This window comes from Microbulbifer maximicatervae (SeqCode), from assembly GCF_052467225.1.
On the sequence record NZ_CP174303.1, the window covers coordinates 4170613 to 4192252 of the forward strand.

General features: G+C 48.8%; 24 protein-coding genes. 3 read left to right on the forward strand and 21 right to left on the reverse strand.

Going from position 1 to position 21640, the window contains the following annotated elements:
• Positions 1–210 precede the first annotated feature (210 nt).
• Positions 211–1293, reverse strand: coding sequence for an NAD(P)/FAD-dependent oxidoreductase (locus tag ACJJIZ_RS17920; RefSeq protein ID WP_444914344.1), 1083 nt, complete (start codon positions 1291–1293; stop codon positions 211–213).
• 208 nt (positions 1294–1501) lie between these two features.
• Between ACJJIZ_RS17920 and ACJJIZ_RS17925 the strand changes: the two genes are divergently transcribed.
• Positions 1502–1750: a hypothetical protein gene (locus tag ACJJIZ_RS17925; protein ID WP_444914345.1), complete on the forward strand. Its 249-nt coding sequence runs from the start codon at positions 1502–1504 to the stop codon at positions 1748–1750.
• Between the two features lie 12 nt (positions 1751–1762).
• The gene (locus ACJJIZ_RS17930; protein ID WP_444914346.1) at positions 1763–2644 is read left to right on the forward strand and encodes a LysR family transcriptional regulator; all 882 of its coding nucleotides are present in this window, start codon (positions 1763–1765) and stop codon (positions 2642–2644) included.
• A gap of 499 nt (positions 2645–3143) precedes the next feature.
• Here the strand turns inward: ACJJIZ_RS17930 and ltrA are convergent, their stop codons facing one another.
• On the reverse strand, positions 3144–4442 hold the full coding sequence (ltrA, locus tag ACJJIZ_RS17935) for a group II intron reverse transcriptase/maturase (protein WP_444914347.1): 1299 nt from the start codon (positions 4440–4442) through the stop codon (positions 3144–3146).
• Between the two features lie 717 nt (positions 4443–5159).
• On the opposite strand from ltrA, the gene csrA reads away from it, so the two are divergent.
• Positions 5160–5324 carry a carbon storage regulator CsrA gene (gene csrA, locus ACJJIZ_RS17940; RefSeq protein ID WP_282933640.1) on the forward strand — a complete coding sequence of 55 codons (165 nt, stop codon included), beginning with the start codon at positions 5160–5162 and terminating at the stop codon, positions 5322–5324.
• Between the two features lie 166 nt (positions 5325–5490).
• Here the strand turns inward: csrA and ACJJIZ_RS17945 are convergent, their stop codons facing one another.
• The 19 genes from ACJJIZ_RS17945 to ACJJIZ_RS18035 all read right to left on the reverse strand — a co-directional run bounded on the left by ACJJIZ_RS17945 (position 5491) and on the right by ACJJIZ_RS18035 (position 21467).
• The gene (locus ACJJIZ_RS17945) at positions 5491–6069 is read right to left on the reverse strand and encodes a dienelactone hydrolase family protein (protein WP_444914348.1); all 579 of its coding nucleotides are present in this window, start codon (positions 6067–6069) and stop codon (positions 5491–5493) included.
• A gap of 58 nt (positions 6070–6127) precedes the next feature.
• A complete protein-coding gene (locus tag ACJJIZ_RS17950) occupies positions 6128–6565 on the reverse strand; it encodes an N-acetyltransferase (protein ID WP_444914349.1) in 438 nt (145 codons plus the stop codon).
• 234 nt (positions 6566–6799) lie between these two features.
• Positions 6800–7420, reverse strand: a complete 621-nt coding sequence (locus tag ACJJIZ_RS17955; protein ID WP_413662786.1) for a TrmH family RNA methyltransferase — start codon at positions 7418–7420, stop codon at positions 6800–6802.
• A gap of 68 nt (positions 7421–7488) precedes the next feature.
• Positions 7489–7926 (reverse strand): hypothetical protein, encoded by a 438-nt coding sequence (locus ACJJIZ_RS17960; RefSeq protein ID WP_444914350.1) that lies wholly within the window; start codon positions 7924–7926, stop codon positions 7489–7491.
• Positions 7927–8240: 314 nt separating this feature from the next.
• Positions 8241–8429 (reverse strand): hypothetical protein, encoded by a 189-nt coding sequence (locus ACJJIZ_RS17965; RefSeq protein WP_444914351.1) that lies wholly within the window; start codon positions 8427–8429, stop codon positions 8241–8243.
• A 147-nt stretch (positions 8430–8576) separates the two neighbouring features.
• On the reverse strand, positions 8577–8843 hold the full coding sequence (locus tag ACJJIZ_RS17970; RefSeq protein ID WP_444914352.1) for a hypothetical protein: 267 nt from the start codon (positions 8841–8843) through the stop codon (positions 8577–8579).
• Between the two features lie 56 nt (positions 8844–8899).
• Complete coding sequence (locus ACJJIZ_RS17975) at positions 8900–9388, reverse strand: hypothetical protein (RefSeq protein ID WP_444914353.1); 489 nt, start codon at positions 9386–9388, stop codon at positions 8900–8902.
• Between the two features lie 83 nt (positions 9389–9471).
• Complete coding sequence (locus tag ACJJIZ_RS17980) at positions 9472–9810, reverse strand: DUF6547 family protein (RefSeq protein ID WP_413662791.1); 339 nt, start codon at positions 9808–9810, stop codon at positions 9472–9474.
• A gap of 80 nt (positions 9811–9890) precedes the next feature.
• The gene (locus ACJJIZ_RS17985; protein WP_413662792.1) at positions 9891–10235 is read right to left on the reverse strand and encodes a hypothetical protein; all 345 of its coding nucleotides are present in this window, start codon (positions 10233–10235) and stop codon (positions 9891–9893) included.
• 304 nt (positions 10236–10539) lie between these two features.
• Positions 10540–11427 (reverse strand): hypothetical protein, encoded by an 888-nt coding sequence (locus ACJJIZ_RS17990; protein ID WP_444914354.1) that lies wholly within the window; start codon positions 11425–11427, stop codon positions 10540–10542.
• A gap of 152 nt (positions 11428–11579) precedes the next feature.
• Complete coding sequence (gene lysS / locus ACJJIZ_RS17995) at positions 11580–13064, reverse strand: lysine--tRNA ligase (RefSeq protein ID WP_444886817.1); 1485 nt, start codon at positions 13062–13064, stop codon at positions 11580–11582.
• Positions 13065–13136: 72 nt separating this feature from the next.
• Positions 13137–14232 (reverse strand): peptide chain release factor 2 gene (prfB, locus tag ACJJIZ_RS18000; protein ID WP_413662795.1). Its coding sequence is split into 2 segments (ribosomal slippage): positions 13137–14159 and positions 14161–14232, totalling 1095 coding nucleotides; the frame shifts between segments, so codons are not numbered across the junction.
• Positions 14233–14335: 103 nt separating this feature from the next.
• Complete coding sequence (locus ACJJIZ_RS18005; protein WP_444893197.1) at positions 14336–14728, reverse strand: MerR family transcriptional regulator; 393 nt, start codon at positions 14726–14728, stop codon at positions 14336–14338.
• 24 nt (positions 14729–14752) lie between these two features.
• Positions 14753–15211 (reverse strand): hypothetical protein, encoded by a 459-nt coding sequence (locus ACJJIZ_RS18010; protein ID WP_444914355.1) that lies wholly within the window; start codon positions 15209–15211, stop codon positions 14753–14755.
• Positions 15212–15244: 33 nt separating this feature from the next.
• Positions 15245–15871, reverse strand: a complete 627-nt coding sequence (locus ACJJIZ_RS18015; protein WP_444914356.1) for a LysE family translocator — start codon at positions 15869–15871, stop codon at positions 15245–15247.
• 8 nt (positions 15872–15879) lie between these two features.
• Complete coding sequence (locus ACJJIZ_RS18020; protein WP_282933653.1) at positions 15880–16791, reverse strand: DMT family transporter; 912 nt, start codon at positions 16789–16791, stop codon at positions 15880–15882.
• A gap of 79 nt (positions 16792–16870) precedes the next feature.
• Positions 16871–18598, reverse strand: coding sequence for a single-stranded-DNA-specific exonuclease RecJ (gene recJ, locus ACJJIZ_RS18025; protein ID WP_444914357.1), 1728 nt, complete (start codon positions 18596–18598; stop codon positions 16871–16873).
• Between the two features lie 60 nt (positions 18599–18658).
• Positions 18659–20059, reverse strand: a complete 1401-nt coding sequence (gene thrC, locus ACJJIZ_RS18030) for a threonine synthase (protein WP_444914358.1) — start codon at positions 20057–20059, stop codon at positions 18659–18661.
• Positions 20060–20144: 85 nt separating this feature from the next.
• The gene (locus ACJJIZ_RS18035; protein WP_444916222.1) at positions 20145–21467 is read right to left on the reverse strand and encodes a homoserine dehydrogenase; all 1323 of its coding nucleotides are present in this window, start codon (positions 21465–21467) and stop codon (positions 20145–20147) included.
• Between the last annotated feature and the right edge of the window lie 173 nt (positions 21468–21640).

The following is a 21640-nucleotide window of genomic DNA, read 5'->3' on the forward strand; positions in this document are numbered from 1 at the left end:
TCTTAGCGAAGTGTCCGGAAGGATTAGACCACTACACTACTACTAATGGCAGTAACACCTCTATGCCGCCTCATACGCATCTGGCAAGTATTGCTAGTATCTGGACTACCTCTTACTTGATTTTCAATGGTCAGTGAGAATGTCTATTCAGAGGAACCTTAGAGACTGATAGATTTTAATTAGAGGCACTCTACTGTATACCAAAAAGCTCTAGCTAAGTAAGTCTGGAGTTGTACCGCTTGCTTTAAGCATGTGGCCTATCCCCATGTCTTTTTGTTTCAGGTTAACAAATAGCTTTGAAGTAAAAACACCAAAGGGCATTTGAGCTACACCAGTCTCTGTACCGGTCGGCGTAACAATGGCATAACTAGGTGTTTTATAAGGCTTAACCTTTTTACCTTTGGCTTGATTAATGATAACGCTCGCTAAGATGCCTCCTTGAACGTTTGCTATATAGCCGTGCTTATTTTTATCCAGAGTAGAGCAATCACCTATCGCATAAAGGTTAGAATAACCCCTAACCCGCATATATTCGTCCACTTTAATTAATCCCATCTTATCTAACACACCGAGTAATTCTGTTTTTAGAAACTCCGTATTTGGCGACATACCTACACATTCATAAACCAGGTCTGCCTTGAAGGTGTCTTGAGTATTCATAGAACGGTAAATTGCACCTTCCTTAACTAGCCGGGTATTGAGGTGTACGCTAACGCCTTTAGCCGTAAGCTGCTCTAGCGCCTTGTTCTGAGCTTTAGGCTTAAGATGGCCAAGTAGTACATCTTTAGAATGCACTAAGGTCACGGTTTTATTGGGATAAGCGCTGCTAATTTCCCCAGCCAGCTCCACGCCAACGGTACCGCCTCCTACAATCAAAACTGACTGAGATTTCGCCAGTATTTTTTGCTCATTCCGCATTTCTTGCTCACGCTCGGAAATCGTATAAGCTGATGTGGATTTCGCTATCGGCAAGGTTGGGTAGCGACTGCCTGTCGCGATAACTGCCTGTTTAAAGTGGATCTCTAATCCATTTGATGAGTTTGCTATCCGGTCATCCATGGAAACCACATCTGCTTGAACAAAATCGCTCTGAATAAAGTCACGATAATATTTACGTGGATTAGCAGTCAGTAAGTTAGGCGCTATCGCATTACGTAATGTGGCAAAGGTCACTTCAAAATGGTCCTTTCGGTCAACCAATACCACCTGCATACCCTGCTTAGCTAACTTTTGGGCCACAGAAACACCAGCAAAGCCTCCGCCAACGATTAACACGTCTGTCCGCTTGATCATAACTCGCCTCAATATCGTTCAACTGTTCGGATAAAGCGCGGCCGTTCGCAATGCCTCACGAACAGGTCACTTTTTGATAGAGAGATAAGGATAAAGTTAGACTTAAGCTAATGATATTAACTATAATCTAACCTCTTGTTAGCTTTTTACTAGCATGTTGGTTTAGCTGATATCGGGTGATGATACCGCGCAGGTATGAAGTAAAAAGGTGTACGCAGACTCCCAGCTTCTACTGGCAGAAGAAAAACAAATAGCTGGTTTACGTTACTCATTCAAAATGATCAGCGATGTTGATACTGTCCAGTTTGCAAGCACTGGCAAATGGTATCGAGTGCAGATTACTCATGTTGTCAGCACAATAGAAAAGATGCTTCATAAAAGAAAGCCAGTTAATGGCTATTTTCAGTTTAAGACCCTCAAATATGCTGCATCAGAAACTTACCAATATTTTCTCTAAACTCACGCCACTATGACTTTGGAACAATTACGATATTTTAAGGCGATAGTTGAAGGTGGCTCGCTAAAAGCTGCTGCCCAAACACTTCACCGAACACAGCCCACTATAAGCGCCGCCATCAAGAAATTAGAGGCGGACCTCAATCTACAACTATTTGATCGAGACCAATACAGGAGCACACTCACAGCTGACGGCAAAGCCCTGTATGAACAATCCAAATATGTACTAGCTGAAGCCCACTCGTTTGAGAGCTTAGCTAAACAGCTAGTCGCAGGAGAAGAACTGGAAGTAGGTATTGCGTTTACTTCCGCCATACCAGTCGGCCCAATACTCAGCGCAATCCGTCAGTGCAAAATTGAGTACCCAAAAACACGCTTGGAGGTCTATTCCGAAAATGGCCTTGGGCCACTGGACTTATTGACGGAAGGCCAGGTTTCCATAGCTATTATTCCGTGGACTGAAACTTACGACCAGCTTGAATCCATTCATCTAATGAATATGAAATTCATTTCTGTGATCGCTGGCGACTCTCCCCTACTTACCCAATACGAGGAAATCCCAAGGCAGATTATGCTACACCATCCCCAGGTGATCATCAGTGGTAGGAAGTCATCCACTAAAACCTACGGGGTGCTTGAAGGGGGCGATCAATGGAGAGTCAACGATTTTCCGACTAAAAAAGAAATTATTCTTCAAGGTATGGTTTGGGGTACGCTACCAGAACATATGATAGAAGCGGAGCTTGAACAGGGCTTATTATCGCCCATAGCAGTGGAAGGGATACCAAAACCGCAAGAACTGGAAGTGCGGGTGGCTAGACAAGCATCTGATCCGATGGGTCCCGTAGCAAGTTACCTTTGGCAATTATTCCTAAACCTTCAAGGCTTTCATTAGAAAACACTTACGATATTTCTACCAAAATTTTTCAGATTCTTTATGTTTAAAATATAGATTCTAAGAATTTGAAGCTGACCTACCAGGTGTTTGTACTTTACGAGAGAAACTCTTTGGTTGAGCTTCATCACACTAGCACATAGGTAAATAAAAGGCGCTTAAATTATCCTATTAGAAACAATTAAGTTTGTTTCCATATCAAAGATGCGTAAAATCGATAGATCTCTATTAGTATTTTGTTATTTTTGGTTCGGCTTGATTCGGCTCTCACCTAAAGAGAAGTACCAGAATTTCCTAAACGATCCATTCCTTCAAAAGGAGAACGGTAGCGAGATATAAGAATAAGTAAAAGGCGCTGACCCAAGGTGCTACCAACACCCGGGGCCAGCTAACCAAATTGATACAGACACTATCAAAAGTCGAGTAGACCAAAGGAACTTCCCCTTCAGCCTCTCACAGAACCGTACGTGAACCTCTCAATTCATACGGCTCTTCGTATTCAGCACATTTTCAATCTTCCCATTCTCCAGTGTGCAAACAAGCCACGCATTTGTTGACGAACCTTTCCAATAAAGACCCAACTCTTGAAACAGCTTCGCTTCAGATGCTTAAACTTCTTCCTGGCCCAACGCATCAGCGTTTGGTCAAGATACTTCTGAAGTCGATAAACACCATATTTCCGCCCAAAGTGACCGTAGTAGTTCAGCCATCCTTGTATTGCTGGATTAAGTGCTTGTGCCATCTCCGACAGTGATCGATCCACCCAGTTAATCACACGCCATTGCCTAACCTTATCCTTGATCCTCTTGAAAGCTTTTGGGCTCATTGATGGACCAAAGGCAGTGAAGGTTTGTCCATGGCGATTCTTTGCTTTCCTGGGACCAAATCGATAACCCAGAAAGTCAAAATGGATCACAGGGTGGTTGTCTTTGCGGTTGCTGTTCTTGCAATAAACCTTGCGGGTTTTCTCTGGATGAGCTTCAAGCCCGCAGGTAGTCAGGCGTGCTTTTAGAGCCGCCAGTAAGCGATCCGCCTCTCGAGGATTACGACAATGGTAAACAGCATCATCCGCGTAACGCTCAAAAGGAATATCTCTGTGCGTTCTCACCATCCAGGCGTCCAGCGCGTAGTGCAAAAACAAGTTTGCTAGTAGCGGGCTAATTACGCCCCCTTGTGGAGTACCTTGTGTTCGCTCTTCAAGCTGTCCGTCCCGATGTTGTACTGGAGCCGTTAACCAGCGCTGTACATAGAGTCTGACCCACCGATGATTATTATGTTTATCTAATGCCTTCAGCAGGAGTTCGTGATTAATATTGTCAAAGAAACCTTTGATATCTAAATCAACTACCCAGATTCTATCCCAGCATCGTTGTCGAGCTCGACGCACTGCGTCTATAGCAGATTTGCCTGGCCGATAACCGTAGGAGTCAGGGTGAAATACCTTCTCCAATTCTGGCTCCAGCAGTTGCTTAGCCACCATTTGTGCAATGCGATCTTCGATTGTGGGGATACCCAGTGGTCGCAGGCTGCCATCGAGTTTCGGAATATCCACTCGTTTGACGGCTGATGGAAAATAGCTGCCAGATGACATCCGATTCCATAGCTTGTACAGGTTTTTGACAAGACTCGATTCGTATTGCTCTATCGTTATCTCATCAATCCCCGCTCCGCCGCCATTAGCCTTAATCTGCTTCCACGCTTCCCAAACCGCTCGCTTGGGAATATTGAATGGCTTTGCGCTAATCGTTAATTCCTCCCCATCTGGGTTGATTACACGGTTAGTCGCCGAATACGACAACCCCTTCGCTCCACGTCCATTACAGCCGCTTCTCCACTACTACGGGTTGTTCCGCCCCTGTGACCAGTCTTGGTACTCAACGTCTTGTAGGGCCTCTACTTGACGCTCTTCCTTAACACCTGGACGACAGGTTCTCCTGTTCCACCCAAAAGCCTGTTGTGTGTTCACGCCACCTCTATGCCGGATGCCACTCGGTCGGTAAACAGGTAACCTCCAAGCTTATCCCCGCACTTAGCCAGTGCACGGGTTTTGACATCATCTTGGTAATACGCTTTCGACACCTCATCAGTGGTTCATTTGCATTCGTCTCTACACAACATACCTGACGTATCTCTTACGCCTTTTCCTCAAGCGCTTCTAACCAAAGCTCTTTACTCCGATCACCTTGAGGCGGTTTGTTATCACTTCCTGCAAAGCGATAACGGAGGGCCGACCTCCATCTCCTGGATAGCACGTATTTATTTTTTATTTATAAAAAATAAAAAAAATACTCAGGACGCACTGGCTGTATGGATGATACGCTAGAAACCCGCTCGTCTTCAATAAAGTGGTGTACATTCAGCAGCTTGAGGCGTGTCCCCAAGCTCTGGGAGCGTTGCGCTCGCCTTTTCTTCTTCTATGCTTATCGTTCTCGTGCTCCCCCTCTTCTAGCCGCTTCTTTCAATACTCACCCAAGAGAACGCTCTTTCTTGTAGCCTATATCAGTAGGAAATGAATATGTTGATATTGAAACGCCGAATAGGTGAAAACCTACGAATCGGCACCAAAGTTTCGGTTAAGGTATTAGAGGTTAAAGGCAATCAAGTGAAGATGGGGATACATGCCCCCAAGTCCGTACCCGTTCATCGAGAAGAAATATATAGGCGCATCCAAAAGGAATAGATGGTGAACTGCCGAAGCCGTTGAGAAGCAAGTGTTCGGTCTTCCCAGCGGCTTTCCAATTAGTTTATGACCTTTGGAAAGGCCTCGGTTAGCTAAATACTTGCACAAACTAACCAATAACAACTGTCTCTATGTGATATTTGTCAAACTCCAATACGAACTGCACTCAACTGAAACCTTTACAGATGGGGTCATTGAAGGGCGTATTACATACTATCTGCTTGTATTTAGCATAAGCTTCTGCATTATAATTTCTGGAATGGGGATTCATAAAGCCATGAAGGTAAGTGGAATGATGAACCTCCACTTGCTCTTTCTGCTTCAAAGTCTGTATGACCTCTGATACAGAAAAATGAGGCTCCATCGCCGGGAATATCAAGCGCGTAGGAAATATAGGATCAATTTTTACGTAATGGCGAACTTGTGAACTATAAAATAAAATTGCCCCTGAAACATTACTCAAAGCTTGATGATCAGATAATCTCCATATGGCCGATGCACCAATACTAAAACCTACTAAACTCACATGACCAAATGATGCGCTGATTCGTTCTGATAATTTTTCAACGTATTTATCGAACCCAACCTTTGATGTAAAGTGTGAATACGCCTCAACTTCACAATCGAAATTCATCAATCCTGAATTATACGGATCAACTATCTCTACACTACCAGGAAGATCAGCTGCAAATCGCTCTAACGCTTTTGTACGACCAAAAATATCTGAAACCAAAATCCAAGCCATAGTTTATTTTTTTCATATAACAAGAAAGAAACGATACACCGACCAGTTATAGTTTAATCTATACATATTTATCGAGTTCGATACAGTATGTCGTAAAACATCGACCCAACAGCTCAGTTTTATGCACTGTTTTGGATATTCTTTCCAAAGCCCTGTATTCTGGCCTACTATCAAGCAAATGACACACTATTTCCTTATGCCCTAACCCCTTAGCCCAACCGATCATTGTTTTGAATACTGAGAGTCCAGAACCCCAAAACTGTTGAGATATGACAACAGCCATCTCAAAGCCGTTATCGTCAGGTTGAATACCACACCACCCAGCTAATACTCCACCGATGTAAATTAGTCGAACACGGCACCCAGGCAGGGAGTCTACTTCTAACTTAAACTTGATCCACTCATTAATACTCTGGACATCAAAGTATTCATGTTTAATTAAGTGCTCCCTAAGTGAATCCTCATTGAGTACAGCTAACAGCTTATCTCGCTTCACTTGGGTTAGCTCCTTAAACTCGATTCTACTCATATTAAAGTAATTTTGACCTTCTCGTTTTGGGGTGGCTTTAAAGACGAAATAGTTTTTGCCTGCTTTGTAAGTTACCCAAGAGTAATTGCGACCGAAAGGTAGGTGCCTATTCAATAAGGAAAGTTTCTTTATCCATTTGAGGAAAAGAATGCAGCCACCGTGTAAAAAACACAAAAATAGGAAATCAACTTCATCACTTTATTAGTCGCTACGGTTTGCTCTCTTGTACTTTTCCTGGTATTCGCGGCGCTGCTTAGTAACTTCATACAATACAATTCCAGAAGTTGTTCCGAGGTTCAGGCTTTCAATCATTCCAAACATTGGAATGGATACGCAGAAAGCGCTATTTTCTACTGCAAGATCACTTATACCTCTAGATTCGTTACCAAACCAAACAGCCAGCTTTGGCTGAGTGTAATCTGCCTCATGCAATATAAAGTTATCTTTTCCTTTTACATGGGGAGAGGTGACAATCGAGATAAATCTGTTTTTCGCCAAATGATCCAAGCATTCCTCGGTACTATCAAAACGCTTTACGAAGCTCCATTTGATCGCAGAGACAGACGGCTTCGAGAGTGATTTCCTTTCTCTCATTTCCTGCCAGTCATCGGGTATTAGATTGCGAGGATCAACAATATACGTTTTTTCAACGCCTAATGCATTGACGTTTCTAATGACCGCTCCAATGTTCTTCATATCCATCGGGCACTCGAGAACAGCTATCAGATTTTTACAGCGATAAGGCTTAATTTCATCAGCTCTTTTTCGGGCACCATTTTTATCAATTTCCATATTCTCGAAGACCTTAGATAATTTGTTCATTCATAGCCCTACACTCAAATGCATATTCACGCACCGCTCGTAGTGTATCCTAATATTTTCATCTGGCGTTATTTCCAGCTTGAATCAAGGTATAAACGAGCAATAACCAACCCCTTTTCGTACGGACTTAGATTAGCAATCTTAATTCGATATTTATCGCACCCAAGAGCATGCTTATAGTACGAGCCCAATAAAATGTCATTTGTTTTGTTACCTGCTCTTGCTTCATTGTAGGATTTCAAGCTATCTCCGATACCACTATCTCCTATATATTTCCCCTTATTCGCGAAAAAAACTGTTTGGTAAACAAAGTCTCCAGCCATATTCATTAACGAAACTTCCAATCCTGCTTTTTCATTAGCCCAATACCTTGGCTCCTCTGAATACCAATAAACCTTAAATTGAAACCCTACGTTCTCTGAGCACATATTCATAAATTCATATTCCTGCCCCTCTTCGCTCATATCAAAACTATCAAATCTGACATTATGGTATGTGGCAGGCATGAACATTAGCCAGCTTGTATCCTTCGTATAGATTCCATCTCCTTTAAACGTACAAGACGCTACAATGAATGACACAAATATAACTTGAAGCCAAGAGATTCTAAATATACTCAACTTTACTCCCTTAAACATAACACCTTAATAACCGTAAACTAGATCGCAGCAAAACGTAATATAAGCCATCCTGCACCAAAGACGTATAAATCATTGTTTTTTTAAAATAGCACACCGACATAGCTACTATAAAGAAAGCAACAACGGGCAGCTTGGTTCAACTTGGAAAAAATCGGCACTCTCTATCTCAGCCTCTAATTTCAATAGTTTTTCTGTATGCCAATATCTTTTAGGAGCATTTCATTTGCGAATATCACAATCCTGTTACTCCACTCATTAGGACCAAGCTCTTCTACTGAATCATAAAGATCAATCAGCTCTCTAGATTCTTGTTCGAGGAGGCTTTTAGCAACCCCTGAGATAAAATCATATAGATCGATAATACCCATAAGATGCTTAGCAACCTAAAATGTTTGACCGAAGGCGTTTTCTGCTGGAGGTGCCGGCCCATCTATTTTGAGGGCGACATAACTTCAATGTTATGATCCACTATTTGGAATGCTCGCTATTTGGATATAAATTGCCTTAGATTTGCTCTAAAATACCTCGGAAACGACTTCTTTTGTTATAACTTCAAGGTTCTTCACAGTTTCCCCGCGCACGTCATTAACATCTAAAACAACAGTAACTTGAGTTAATACTCCATTGTTAATACTAAATCCGAGCTGTGAGTCCCAGCCGTATTTTTCTTTAATGGCAGCTTGGGCAAGCTTCTGTTTTTCAAAAATGCCTTTCATATCATCGACAGCATCACAGGCAACTAACAGAATTATTGCCAGAGCCAAAAACAGCATTCTAATCATTAAATTCTCCACTCGCTTCAAACTTACAACCCCAATAACAGGCCATGAATCTTTTACTATGCACTATCGCAGCTATCAGAAATTTTCTCCATTTTTCCGTAACCGACTTCACCAAAACTTCTCAAAGAAGCTGTTGATTCTTTTTTAATATTACTAACCATCCTGCTCCATTGGATATCAGCCTTCTTTGAACTTATAAAAACAAAACCCCACGTCTGACTTTCAACCCAAGCTCCGCCATCATAGATTATATTCATTAGCAAATTTCCAGATTTTTCCAGCACTTCATATTCCTGATAAAACTTCTGGAACGGCCCACCTTCTTCCAGCTTAATGTATAATTCGGGAATCTCTCCACAGTTTAATACTACTACCTGATAAAAGGGTTCACCCGTATCATTTGGAAGAACTGTAGTAGAAAATCTTTCAATGTAACCTGACCATGTGCCGGACGCCCTTTCTGTCTCAGATAACTTATCTGGCTTTGCAACAAAAGTTGTACATGAAATCAATATTAAAGAAATAAATACTAAAAAATACTTCATAACCACCTTAAAACTTTAACGCTTGCATTTGCAGCGGCTGCTATAAAGCGTAAGGTGCCGCTGCTTTTTTGTTATGACTAGACTTACTCTGGCCATTTATCACCCTCCGAACGGGCAATAAAATCGTAGTTTAACTCAGTACCAAAGGGCTCAGATGGTAATTCCGAGCCTTGGTAAGTAACTGAGCACTCCTGGTTTAAAAATGCCAAAAGATCATGTATCCCAGCCTCTTTAGCTTCTTGTACAATTTTAGCAATTTCATTTCGCTGGACTTCAGATAACGATGAAAGCACCTCGTTGCGGTACTCGTTTTCTTTAGTATCCGGGTAGATACCCAGCGCCACCCACTTAGAAGTGGCTGATTCTTTTAAAGAAACCACTTTCTCAATAAATTCTTTGTATTTTCCTAACCCTTTATTCATGAATTAACTAGCCATTACGTCCGCGGCACATGCGAGCTTATAGTAAAGGAAAAGTCGAAGCGGAAAAGCCATCGCTGCACCTACGCTTGCAATGCACTATTACCTTGTCGCTCAAAGTCATATTTTAGCCCCTGCGGCAAGGTGTAGTACCCACTCTCATTAATTGAAACATACATTGTTTTGCCTGCAACTTTTGGCTCCCAACCTGAACTCAATGCAAATTCGACAGCCTCTCTTACAGACTTTGGTGACAGAGTAAAGTACCAACTACTAGCATCTATATACAATAGAGATTTGGTGTTTCTAGCGAGATGTACTCGAATATGGAATTCCTTGTATGGATACAAAAAAAGATTCTCTTGATTAGCTACCCAGAAATAAATGCTATTTCCAATATGTAATTTTCGTTTGATTTTATTTGTCATGATTGTGCATTTTATTTATATGTTAGCCCTCAAACCACTATTATCTTGACTACTATTTCAAATGTAAATCAACTGCTCACATTTACCTTTCACTATCATTTCAATTAGATGTACATAAACGAGACCATCGAACCAAATAAAAAAGTATGATCAATATAACCACTATCAAATGTTGCAGATAGATAACCAACTCTTTAATTTTAAGATTATTACTCTAAAAATCTTAGCCTCTTCATAAATAACGGTCACTAAGAAGATCATTGAGCGACCCCACACGCTTTAATCAAAAATAGAACTCGCTCAACTACCACCGCCAAGTCGCCGCAATATAAGGCCCATGTTGAGTAATATCATAAGCAAAACGCCCATCAGAGAGTCGATCGGAATAATCAATACTGTAATACTGATACCCAAAACGCAGTGAGGTTGTCTTCCAGGCGCGCCAGTCGAATCCGGCTAGTAGGTTCCACTGTAAGTCATCACCCCCAGCGCCAAAGCCTCCCAGTTCCGTGCGTACAGCAACGGTTAGGCATTCAGTAATTCCGATTGCACCTCGCGCAGATAGTGTAGGTTCCCACCAACTCTGTTTGCCTCCAAGGCGATTCCTAAATTCGGGCCTGGGGCCTATGTTAATTCCCGCTCGTGCTTTCACTTCCTGCTTTAATCGGTTCCAGCGCAAACCCGCTCCCACATCTACAAAGTACTTTCGCCCACTATTAGCCAGATTCCCTTCTAAAATCCGGTAACCGGCTAGGGCATTTATCCAGCCCTGGCGAGCATCCACCTCAACATCAATATCTACATCGATATCCAGCTGTGGGTTTCGCGGCGGGGTTATGGTTGCTCCCTTGTCCAATCTGAGGTGCACATAGTAGAGATCCGCCACTACCCCAAAGCGCCCTTTCCAGGCTTCCAGGCGCACAGAAAATGCAGCGTTGAGGAGCTCCAGGGTTTTACTTAAATCCAGATCAATATCGACACTGGTGTCAGCGACAGTAGAAGTCCCTTTAGTGCGAAGCGGGAGGAAAAGATAAGGAGTGGCAAGGAAGCGCCAGTCATCGGGCTCTTTGGAAGTTAGGCTGGCAGCTGTTGCAGGCTCCGAACTTTGCGCGGCGGTACAGGAGATAAAGCTACAGAGCGTTAGCGCCAATATTTGCCTTGCGCTTTTCTCTTTCGCCTGTCCCTGTTTCATAGCAGCAACCGCTCCAAATCATTCGAGGCTCCATAGAGCACCAATGAATAAGGATAGATAGAGCTGAGGGAAGTTTCAGAGTGAGGAAATCTGCGGCATAGGGGGGAGGAAATACTGCCGGGCAGGTAAAACTACCCGGCAGTGAGAAGCGATTAGTCGTTCGCTTCAGGGCGCATATGTGGGAACAGCAGTACGTCGCGAATCGACGGAGAGTTGGTAAACAGCATTACCAGACGGTCGATACCGATGCCCTCACCAGCGGTGGGCGGCAGGCCGTATTCCAGCGCGCGGATATAGTCGGCGTCGTAGTGCATGGCTTCGTCGTCACCGGCATCTTTCTCCGCAACCTGGGCTTTGAAGCGTTCAGCCTGATCTTCTGCGTCGTTCAACTCGGAGAAACCATTGGCTATCTCGCGGCCGCCTACGAAGAATTCAAAGCGGTCGGTGACAAACGGATTGTCATCGTTACGGCGAGCCAACGGAGACACTTCGGTTGGGTACTCAGTGATAAAGGTCGGCTGGTCGAGACGATGCTCTACAGTCTTCTCGAAAATCTCGATCTGTACCTTACCCAGGCCCCAGCTGTCTTTCAGCGGGATTTCCAGCTTCTCAGCTACCGCGCGGGCGGATTCGATATTGTCGATATCGGCCGCAGTCAGTTCCGGGTTGTAGTGCAGGATGGAGTCGAACACAGACAAACGCGCGAACGGCTTGGAGAAGTCGTAGCTGCTGTCCTGGTATTCCACAGTGGTGGAGCCCAGTACATCTTCACAGATACCGCGCAGCATCTTCTCGGTGAGGTCCATCAGGTCATTGTAGTCCGCGTACGCCTGGTAGAACTCAAGCATGGTGAATTCGGGGTTGTGGCGCGTGGATAGGCCCTCGTTGCGGAAGTTGCGGTTGATCTCGTAAACCCGCTCAAAACCACCCACGACCAGACGCTTCAGGTACAGCTCCGGGGCAATACGCAGGTACATATCGATATCCAGCGCATTGTGGTGGGTAACGAACGGACGCGCGCTGGCACCGCCGGGAATAACTTGCAGCATGGGCGTTTCCACTTCCATAAACTGCTGGCCGTTGAGGAAGTCGCGGATGTACTCGATCACTTTGGAGCGCACGCGGAACACTTCACGGGCTTCCGGCGTGGCGATCAGGTCCACGTAGCGCTGGCGATAACGCATTTCCTGATCGGCGATGCCGTGGAATTTTTCCGGCAGCGGGCGCAGTGCTTTGGTTAGCAGGCTGTACTCTTCACAGTTGACGTAGAGGTCGCCCTTGCCGGATTTGTGCAGCGTGCCTTTTACGCCGACAATATCACCGATATCCCAGGCACCGAAGCGCTCTTTAATATCTTTCTGTGCCGCTTTATCGGCGTATAGCTGGATGCGGTCAGACACATCCTGGATCACCATAAAGGGTCCGCGTTTAGCCAGGATTCGCCCTGCTACGCACGCCCGTTTACCCAGTTCTTCCAGCTCCTCTTTCTGTTTATCGCCAAACTCAGCTTGCAGGTCGGCAGCGAGGTTCTCGCGGCGAAAACTGTTGGGGAAAGCATTGCCCTTCTCGCGCAGAGCGGAAAGCTTGGTGCGGCGCTCGGCGATCAGTTTGTTTTCGTCTTGCTGGATATCAGTCATGGTGATCTATCAGTTTTGTGATTGATATTGCCCCTCATCGACGAGGGGCGCGGTGAGAGTGGAGACTTTAAATCAGAGGCCGGCTTTTAGGCTGGCTTCGATAAATTGGTCCAGGTCTCCGTCCAGTACTGCCTGGCAGTTGCTGGTCTGGACATTGGTGCGCAGGTCCTTGATACGCTGGTCGTCCAACACGTAAGAGCGGATCTGGCTGCCCCAACCGATGTCGGCCTTGCTGTCTTCCATGGCCTGCTTCTCTGCGTTGCGCTTGAGCATTTCCTGCTCGTACATTTTTGCGCGCAGCATTTTCCAGGCTTTATCGCGGTTCTGGTGCTGGGAGCGCTCGCTCTGGCACTGCACGACGATACCGGATTCTGTGTGGGTCAAACGCACCGCAGAATCGGTTTTGTTCACGTGCTGACCACCGGCGCCGGACGCGCGGTAGGTGTCTTCACGCACCTGGGACTTGTCGATTTCAATCTCGATATTGTCATCGATTTCCGGTGACACAAATACCGAGCTAAAAGAAGTGTGACGGCGGTTGCCGGAATCAAACGGCGATTTGCGCACCAGGCGGTGTACACCGGTTTCTGTGCGCAGCCATCCGAACGCGTGGTCGCCGGCGAAATGCACAGTGGCACTTTTGATACCGGCCACTTCCCCCGCGGAGACCTCTTCCAGGGTGGTCTTGAAGCCGTGGGCCTCACCCCAGCGCAGGTACATACGCAGGATCATTTCCGCCCAGTCCTGGGCCTCGGTACCGCCGGAGCCGGCCTGGATATCCAGATAGGCGTTGTTCTCGTCGTTCTCGCCGGAGAACATACGGCGGAATTCCAGAATCCCCAGCTGCTGCTGGAGACCTTCGATCTCAGTGGAGACCTCCCCTACGGAGTCCTCATCATTTTCCTCGACGGCCATTTCCAACAGTTCGCGGCAATCGGCGATGCCGGAGTCGAGGTTTTCGATGGTGTTGACCACCGTTTCCAGGGAGGAGCGCTCGCGCCCCAGTTCCTGTGCGCGGCTGGGGTCGTCCCAGACGCTCGGCTCAGCCAGCTCCAGCTCTACTTCGGTAAGGCGTTCTTTCTTGCTGGCGTAGTCAAAGATACCCCCTAAGAACGTCGGTGCGCTCTTCGAGGTCTTTCAATTGATTGATGAGGGGATTGATTTCCATGAACTTTCGGTGTCCGGACAAAATAAAAAGCGGCGCGCATTCTACCGCAGCGCGCGGGGGTCCTTCCAGTCAGATAGGGGCTGATATGGCGGCAAATCCTCTACTAGGCGGTCTGTCCCGAGAGCTTTTCCAGAATTGCGCAGTCTGGGGACTCATTGCCGGCGCAGCTATCGGCAAAGGCCCGCAAGGTTGCGCGCATCCCCAGCAGGGTCTGCAACTGCTCTTCGAGCTGCCCGAGCTTGTGATTGACCAGGTCTTTGGTCTCGCGGCTGTGGCGCTCCGGGTTATCCCGCAACCCCAGCAGCGCCCGGACCTCCTCAGTGGTAAAGCCACAGGCCCGCGCGCGGCGCACGAAGCAGAGGGTTTCAACATCGGCAGTGGAGTAATCCCGATAGCCATTAGCAGAGCGGCCGGGCACCACCAGGCCAATATTTTCGTAGTGGCGCAGGGCTTTTGCACTGAGCCCCGAATTCTCTGCGGCCTGGGAAATATTCACGATTACCCCACTTAAGGTTTGAACTCAGGCACTGTTGTCCCGACAGGCAGCAAACTGATACTGCACTTTCTCCGCGGGGCTATATCCCAGCTCAATTGAGGCATCAAGGGCATCCATACCGACCAAGTGCATCAGGATATCTCCTGTGGGTGCGCCACATACGGCGGGGAACATCCTGTCGGTGCGGACTCCACAGCGGGACTCCTGCACCTTCACCCCATTGTCACTCAACTTGGCCTGGCTCTGCTGAAGGGTCATACCACCCCCTTCGCACTGCTTGCTGCCACTGCCGCGGTAAATCCACACCATTTCCCCTGGCCTCATAGTCGCTGCAGGAAGCGTGGGTGCGACTTCGGGCTCCGCCGCGCCGGGTGTGTTCTCAACCTCGTTCTCCATCGCTTTCTCCTCCCTCGACTGGCCGCAAGCCGCCACCGAGATAATCAGGGCCCATACCCATAAGAATGACAACCGTTTTTTCAACACAGAACATCCTCCATAAAGCGATAAATAGCCGTGTCAGAATAACGCCAACCAGGCTCCCACCGATAGCATCAAAGTACCAGAAATCCGATTAACCAAACGCACATTTTCAGACCGCTCCAACAATCGACTCAGGGCCTGGCCGCCACTGGCATAGATCAGCAGGCACAACGCCTCCAAAAGCAGCAATATCGCCAGCAAGACTGAGAGCTGCGGTACCAGGGGTTTGGTATCGTTAATAAATGGCGGTAATAACGCAATAAAAAACGCCCAGCCCTTGGGATTGGCCACAGCTGTGACAAAACCCTGTAGTGCCAGCGCTCTTCGCGATGGTCGGCTAGCGTCGACCGTATCACTCTGATCCATAAGGGCCAGCTGCCCCCGGGAGCGCCACATCTGCACGCCTATCCAGGCCAAATAGGCGGCCCCGCAGTATTTGAACAGCTGAAATAAAGTCGGATACTGAACCATCAATACCGCAGCACCGAGTGCAGAGGTAATCGCCACCGACGCAACACCGATCAACTCACCCACCATCATCCACAGAGTCTGACGCACGCCCAGGGTAATTCCCAGACTGAGCGATAGCATCATGCAGAGCCCCGGTGTGACCGAGGCAAAGAAGCTTGCGGGAACAAAGAGTGCCAGTGTCGATAATTCCATTGATATTCCTAGTGGTGAGTACCGCTGTGGTTGCCGTAATGACTGACCAGCATCCCCGCCAGCATCAAACCACAGCCAATTAACTCCGTGGTATTGAGCATTTCATTGAGGAATAGCCAGCCCGCCGCCAGGGCGAAAACTGCCTCCAGGCTCATAATTACAGTGGCGTGGGAAGGCGCGGCGTAGCGTTGGGCCAGGAGCTGGAAAGTAAATGCCAGTGCCGTGGAGAAAATCATCATGTAGGCGATAGGCCAAGCCGCATCGATCGCCGATTGCAGTGTCGCCTCCTCGGTAAATAGCGAAGCTACGGCGGACAAAAGGCCACACACCAGGAACTGGATACAGGCGAGTCGCAAAGCGTCATAGCGTTTTACCAGTCGATCTGCCGTCAATACCTGGATGGCAAAAACAAAGGCACTGGCAAATACCATTAAGTCGCCCACCAACTGGGACTCTTCACTGAAGTCCGCCAACCAATAGAGGCCGAACAAAGCGAGACCAATTCCCATCCAGGTCCAGCGATTGGTTTTATGCCCCAGGGACAAACCGATCACCGGCACCAGCAATAAATAAAAACCGGTAATAAACCCAGCGCGGCCGGCAGTGGTATACAGCAAGCTCACCTGTTGAAGTGCCGCGCCGAGAAACAGCCAAAAACCCAACAGTGCGCCACCGGGCAGGCAGGCGCGCCAGGTGTGATTCACCAATTGCCCCTCGGCTTCACCGGGCTGGGCATCGCGACGGGAGGACAACCAGTAAACGATGGGAATCAGGATTAAACCACCGAGAATAAAACGCCATGCGTTAAATGCCAGCGGCTCAATATCCGCCATGGCAATCTTTTGCGGCACAAAGGCAACGCCCCAGAAGAGAGCGGCTAATAACAGTAGGACTTCGGCCTGGACTTGTTTACGTTTCACTACTTTTTACTTCCAAACAACTTGGGAGCTGTTGCAAAAAACTCCGTGTTTTTCCCAACAGCCAGATACAAAGTGCGCCCTATACCGCTTCTAACAGGCTCACCATTAATTGCAGGGATTCCCGCCCGCGAAATTCATTAACATCAAGCTTAAAAGCCAAGCGCACTCTTTCCGTGGGCTGCGGCCACTGCTCGGTGTCCACATTAAAAGCAATAGCATCCAGCGCTAATTGCGGCGCCTGGGGCGGCGCCACCACCATTTTTAAATGGCGCTCGCCGACAATGCGCTGTTGCAGCAACAGGAATTCACCGTCAAATACCGGCTCTGGAAACGCCTGTCCCCAGGGCGCGCAAGCGCGCAACATGGCTGCCGTGTGCAAAGTGTAATCCCCAGATTCCAACTCACCGTCAGAGTCGATAACCGCGTGCAGCTGGTTTTCATTCAGGCGGTTGCGCACCACCTGCTCAAAAGCCTTGCGGAAAGCCTTCAGGTTTTCCTGGGGTAAGCTCAGCCCCGCCGCCATGGCGTGGCCACCGAACTTGCTGATCAGGTCCGGGTGAGAGGCGGCTACGTCACTCAGGGCATCGCGAATATGCAGCCCGGGAATCGAACGCGCAGAGCCCTTCACCAGGCCGTTATCACCCTCAGCAAATGCGATCACCGGGCGGTGGAATTTCTCTTTGATGCGGCTGGCCAAAATACCCACCACACCTTGATGCCAGTTGGCATCGTACAGACACAAACTCCAGGGAATTTCGCCCTCCAGGCGCAACTCATCCAGGGCCGCCATTGCCTCCCGCTGCATCCCCTGCTCGATCGCTTTGCGATCCCGGTTCAGGGCGTCCAGCTCGCCGGCCAGCTCCCGCGCTTCACTGGGATCGCGGGTGAGCAGGCAGCGGATACCGGTGCCGATATCGTCGAGACGACCAGCCGCATTAATTCGCGGCCCCAAAATAAAACCAATATCTGTGGTAGAGAGCCTGCGCTGGTCGCGCCCGGCAACCTCCATCAGGGCGGCAATACCGGGCCGGCAGCGGCCGGCACGGATACGGGCGATGCCCTGATGAACCAGAATCCGGTTGTTGTGATCCAGCGGGACCAGGTCGGCCACAGTACCCAAGGCGACCAAATCCAGGTATTCGGCCATATTGGGCGGGGCGATACCGCTCTGCTCAAACCACCCACTCTGCTGTAGGGCCGTGCGCAAACGGCTGAGCAGATAAAAGATCACCCCCACCCCAGCGAGGTTCTTGCTGGGAAAGTCACAGTCCGGCTGGTTCGGGTTTACGATGGCATCCGCCTGCGGCAGCTCACTGCCGGGCAGGTGGTGATCTGTCACAATCACTTTCATACCAGCAGCTTTTGCCGCTGCCACGCCCTCGATACTGCTAATACCGTTATCTACGGTGATCAGCAGATCGGGCTGATAATCTTTGGCTACCTCGACAATTTCTGGAGTCAGCCCGTAGCCGAAGTCAAAGCGATTCGGCACCAGGTACTCCACTCCCGGCGCGCCCATTGCACCCAGGGCCAACACCCCCAAGGTGCTACTGGTGGCTCCATCCGCATCGAAATCCCCCACGATAAGGATTTTCTTTTGCCCGTGGATAGCATCCACCAGCAAGGAAACGGCAGCCTCCAGCCCTCGCATACTCTGCGGGCTCTGTAATTGAGAGAGGCTGTGATCCAACGCTTCTTCGCTGACAATCCCCCGCCCCAACAGGACACGCTGCAATATTTTTGGTGTTTCAGAAGCAAAACGGCCAGTAGACAAATCCACTGGCCGTCGCTGAATTTTTGTACTCAATGTATTTCTCAGCAAACTAATAGCTAATCGGTTGCCGCTTATTGCACGACAGTGTGCCGATTAACTGCCTTCTGACAGCATCGTCGCCATATAGTCGTGTACTTGGGACAAGTTATTGGGCAATACCTTGAAGCGCTCCTCCCGCTGCCAGAGATCCTGCATATGACTCGGCAGGGGAATCTCTTTTTCTGGCAGGGCCTGGGCCACGGCATCGGGGAATTTTGCCGGGTGTGCGGTAGATAAGCAAACCATGGGCTGTTCGGTAGAGTGACGTACCTGTCGTGCGGCTTCAACCCCGATAGCTGTATGCGGATCAAGTAGATATTCGCAGGAGCTGAAGGTCTCACCAATCACTTCAACCGTGCGCTTGTCATCCACCCGACTGGAGGAGAAAACTTCTCTCGCTTTGCCCAGGGCCAATTCACTCAAATGCATGGGCTGACTGCGATCCGCGAGCAATTCAGCAACCGTCGCACCATCGCGACCGTAGAGATCAAACAGCAATCGCTCAAAGTTGCTCGACACCATAATATCCATGCTGGGAGATAAGCTGTGAACCAGTGGTTTGGGTGTGTGGTCATTGCCGCTGATGCAACGATGCAGAATATCGTTGGCATTGGTCGCAATTACCAATTGGTCGATGGGCAATCCCATCTGCCTCGCCAGGTAACCGGCAAAAATATCGCCAAAATTACCGGTGGGCACCGAGAAATTAACGGTTTTATCCGGCGCCCCCAGGCGCAGGGCGGCATAAAAGTAATAGACGATCTGCGCCATAATCCGCGCCCAGTTAATGGAGTTCACCGCCACCAAACGGCGCCCATCGGGCAGGAATGATTGATCGGCAAAACTCGCTTTCACCATATTCTGGCAATCGTCAAAATTACCTTCGAGAGCGATATTAAATACGTTGTCCGACTGCACTGTGGTCATCTGGCGTCGCTGGACTTCAGATACACGGTTATGGGGGTGCAGAATAAAAATATCGATATTGTCGCAATGACGGCAACCTTCGATCGCAGCCGAACCGGTATCACCAGAAGTTGCTCCCATTACCACCACTCTTTCACCGCGCTTTTTCAGCAGGTGATCAAAGAGTTGACCGAGGAACTGCAAGGCAAAATCTTTAAATGCCAGGGTGGGCCCATGAAACAACTCGAGCACCCACTCATTGGTGTCTGTCTGCACCAGCGGGGCAATAGCCTTGTGGCGGAAGTGCTTGTAGGAACGTCCGATAATACCGCTCAGCTCTTCATCACTGAGATCATCCCCCACAAACGGCTGGATAATGCGAAAGGCCAGCTGCTCGTAATCGAGCCCCGCCATAGAGGCAATTTCCTCGCGAGAAAACTTCGGCAAAGTCTCGGGAACATAGAGGCCTCCATCGCTGGCAAGACCTGTTAGTACGGTATCGGCGAAGGAGAGAGACGGCGCGCTGCCGCGTGTGCTGACAAATTTCACAGTATTTCTTGGCTCTTATCGCTGGCTGGGGAGTTTATTGATTGGGGCACCGAGCCCGGATTATGTCACTCGGCGCCCGCGGGGTTTATCCGAGGCTCTCAACACGAATCCTGACGACTTCACCTTCGACCGTTTCCAACGCCTCTATTTGTGCAACCGCTTGGCGGAGGCTGGCTTCATCGGCTCGGCTGGTCAAAATCACCACCGGGACAAGTGCCTCACCTTCAACCGGTTCGTGCTGGATCAGAGCCTCGATGCTGATGCCTTGATCACTGCAAATGGTGGCCACCTGAGACATGACACCGGGCTTGTCGTGGGCGGCGATACGCAGGTAATAACTAGTAATAACATCTTCTTCCGGCAGAACCTGGGTTCCCCCTTGGTTCGCAAGAGCGACACCCGCTGCCGGCACTCTGTGCTCCGGCTTGGCCTCAAGAGTGCGGGCCACATCAACAAGATCGGCAATCACTGCCGATGCCGTGGCTTCATCGCCCGCACCAGCGCCGTAATACAGGGTTGGTCCCACAGCATCGCCGCTGACCAGCACCGCATTCATAACGCCGTTTACGTTGGCGATCAGGCGGCGCTGGGGGATTAAAGTCGGGTGCACCCGCAACTCCACGCCCTTGTCAGTGCGACGCGCAATCCCCAGGTGCTTGATACGGTATCCCAGCTCATTGGCGTAGCGAATATCTTCACTACAGATCCGGCTGATGCCTTCGGTGTACACCTTGTCAAAAGCGAGCGGCATAGCAAATGCCAGGGAAGCCATAATCACAAGCTTGTGGGCAGCATCGATACCTTCCACATCAAAAGTGGGGTCCGCTTCCGCATATCCTAAAGCCTGGGCCTGGGCCAGTGCCTCATCGAAACTGCGCCCTTTTTCCCGCATCTCAGTGAGGATGTAATTGCCGGTGCCATTAATAATTCCGGCGAGCCACTGCACCTGGTTGCCCACCAATCCTTCGCGCAGGGATTTAATAATAGGAATACCGCCAGCTACCGCCGCCTCATAGGCAATGGTGACATTGTGCTTTGCGGCCAGCTCAAACAGCTCGTTGCCGTGTTCGGCAATCAACGCCTTGTTAGCGGTGACAACATGCTTGCCATTTTCAATCGCTGTGCGCACCAGCTCCTTGGCTACCGTAGTACCACCGATAAGCTCCACCAAAATATCCACGTTGGGATTATTGGCGACATCGAAAATTTCCCGGGTAACGTTTATCTGGCTGGTATCACAGTGTGCGTTATCGCGGCGCGCACCTATTTGCTCAATGACCAGGGCGCGACCGCAACGGGCTGCAATTTCCCGCCCATTGCGCGCCAATACATTCACCGTTCCACTGCCGACAGTACCCAGGCCACAGATACCGATCCGCACGGCACGGGGTGCCTTTTTTACAACCACCTGAGCCTCCGCCTCCGCAGTCTCTTCCACTGTTGCGCTCACAATGTTCCTCCGCGCAACTATAGGGGCAGCGAACCAGACCGGGATCTACCCCCGATTACATAGAAAGTGCCACCACAGGAAGCCGCGCAATAAATGCAAATAAAATTGACAAAAGATCATCAACCTTACCG

Coding starts and splice junctions, on each gene's coding strand:
- ACJJIZ_RS17975 (WP_444914353.1), bottom strand. CDS start 9,388: ATGAAGTATTTTTTAGTATTTATTTCTTTAATATTGATTTCATGTACA.
- ACJJIZ_RS17945 (WP_444914348.1), bottom strand. CDS start 6,069: ATGGCTTGGATTTTGGTTTCAGATATTTTTGGTCGTACAAAAGCGTTA.
- csrA (WP_282933640.1), top strand. CDS start 5,160: ATGTTGATATTGAAACGCCGAATAGGTGAAAACCTACGAATCGGCACC.
- ACJJIZ_RS18015 (WP_444914356.1), bottom strand. CDS start 15,871: ATGGAATTATCGACACTGGCACTCTTTGTTCCCGCAAGCTTCTTTGCC.
- ACJJIZ_RS17990 (WP_444914354.1), bottom strand. CDS start 11,427: ATGAAACAGGGACAGGCGAAAGAGAAAAGCGCAAGGCAAATATTGGCG.
- ACJJIZ_RS17980 (WP_413662791.1), bottom strand. CDS start 9,810: ATGAATAAAGGGTTAGGAAAATACAAAGAATTTATTGAGAAAGTGGTT.
- ACJJIZ_RS17960 (WP_444914350.1), bottom strand. CDS start 7,926: ATGCCTGCCACATACCATAATGTCAGATTTGATAGTTTTGATATGAGC.
- ACJJIZ_RS17985 (WP_413662792.1), bottom strand. CDS start 10,235: ATGACAAATAAAATCAAACGAAAATTACATATTGGAAATAGCATTTAT.
- ACJJIZ_RS17965 (WP_444914351.1), bottom strand. CDS start 8,429: ATGGGTATTATCGATCTATATGATTTTATCTCAGGGGTTGCTAAAAGC.
- lysS (WP_444886817.1), bottom strand. CDS start 13,064: ATGACTGATATCCAGCAAGACGAAAACAAACTGATCGCCGAGCGCCGC.
- ACJJIZ_RS17955 (WP_413662786.1), bottom strand. CDS start 7,420: ATGAACAAATTATCTAAGGTCTTCGAGAATATGGAAATTGATAAAAAT.
- ACJJIZ_RS17970 (WP_444914352.1), bottom strand. CDS start 8,843: ATGATTAGAATGCTGTTTTTGGCTCTGGCAATAATTCTGTTAGTTGCC.
- ACJJIZ_RS17920 (WP_444914344.1), bottom strand. CDS start 1,293: ATGATCAAGCGGACAGACGTGTTAATCGTTGGCGGAGGCTTTGCTGGT.
- ACJJIZ_RS17930 (WP_444914346.1), top strand. CDS start 1,763: ATGACTTTGGAACAATTACGATATTTTAAGGCGATAGTTGAAGGTGGC.